Source organism: Cyanobium sp. NIVA-CYA 375, assembly GCF_056108345.1.
Genome location: NZ_JBSYHW010000205.1, coordinates 1 through 1,449 on the forward strand (window position 1 = coordinate 1; position 1,449 = coordinate 1,449).

A 1,449-nucleotide genomic window follows, 5' to 3' on the forward strand; every position below is an offset into this window, starting at 1 on the left:
GCTCATGGCGCTACCCTTAATCAAGGCCGCCTGAATGGCAGCCAAGGAGTGACAACTTTCCTGAAAGTCACCGGATCGGACGGTTCTCATACATGGCCTTGTGCACATCCGTGAAGAAGTCCAGTCGCAGCCAATCGCGCAGGCTGCGGTTAGAGGCAATGGCTGATCCATAGAGTGACCAGGCCTCATGCAGAGGGGCCGCGGCGGCTGTGCCGAGGTCATCGCGGTGATCGTTTTCCTCTAACGAGCCATCGAGAAACAGAATCCCTGCCGGAAGGGCATGGGAGAGGTCAGCGGCAGCTGGATCGAGGATTCCGGCCTGATTGCTCGTGGTGGGCTGGCCCTGCTCATCGACGGGAGCGAAACGGCCCAAGGCGACACCAAGGGCAAAACTCAGGTGATCCGTGGGGGGCTCGGGGTCAAGTTCTTGGATGTACTCAGGAAGAGGTGCTCCTTCTGGGCGGTCGATAGCTTGCTGGGCCCAGATTTGTGTATGTGCCCAAGGCGAGTCGCCAGGCATTATATATTCTATTGAGGATTCACGATGATGCTCATGCTTCTCGAATGAATTCAAGATCTTAGCATATATCTCATTTGCATCGGCTACATGAAATAGGGGAAGTCGGTTTACGTCGCCGGCCTGAAAATTTACAGTAGGATTTAAAGATGAAAGAATGCCTCGACTCTTACTACTGTTCATAGCGCAAACCGCGTTTGCGACATCATCGGGAAATACGGAGCTTCCTGCGGATTCAAATATGCTTACAAATCTGTGGGCCCTTGCTGAAAAAACGGATCCGATTGCATTGAATGCAACACCAATTCGCAAAAGATAAAAATCTTCGTTTGCAAGGCCGCACGTATCAGTTCCAGACTGGCGGGACTTGTATGACTTAATTGGAAGCCCGTGGGGACCCCAATGTACGACGTATTTCAGAGGATCAATCCATTCGGCTCCAGAGGCGCCTTTGATCAAAGGGCACCATTTATCTTGTGTTGTGGAATCTTTGAGATTTTTCGACGCAGATATCTCCCAGGAGTTACGTGTAAATCGATTATTATCGCCAGTTGACTGAGCAGCTTTGCAAGGAGCAATGCTTTCCATGGTGGGCGCTTCGGCGTAGGCATTGATCAAGTCGGACTTCCACCAGTAGACCAAAGGCCATTCGGGCACGACCTTTAGTTTTTCAACATTGAATTGATCCAGTCCTTCCTGAACAAGAGATGCTGCACGTTTCCGGGCAGTGCGCTCAGCATCACGTGCATTATCACTGCGAGGAGTTGGGCATAGTGCAAGGCTTCGTGGATGAGCAGCAAGCCTTAGATTCCTGATGCACGAAGCGGCCACGCTTACCACTTCATCGGGAATATCTTCCCCCAGTTTCAGGAAAGTTGTCACCCCTCTGATCAGTACATCCGGGGGCTTGAGGACATGACTAATGCGTCGAT

At 51.6% G+C, this 1,449-nt stretch carries 1 protein-coding gene; it reads right to left on the bottom strand.

The genetic code is table 11. The features are described from left to right. Positions 1-67 precede the first annotated feature (67 nt). Positions 68-1,449 (bottom strand): hypothetical protein (locus AC01FP_RS17570; protein ID WP_474482008.1); only part of this gene is annotated, 1,382 nt, incomplete at its 5' end.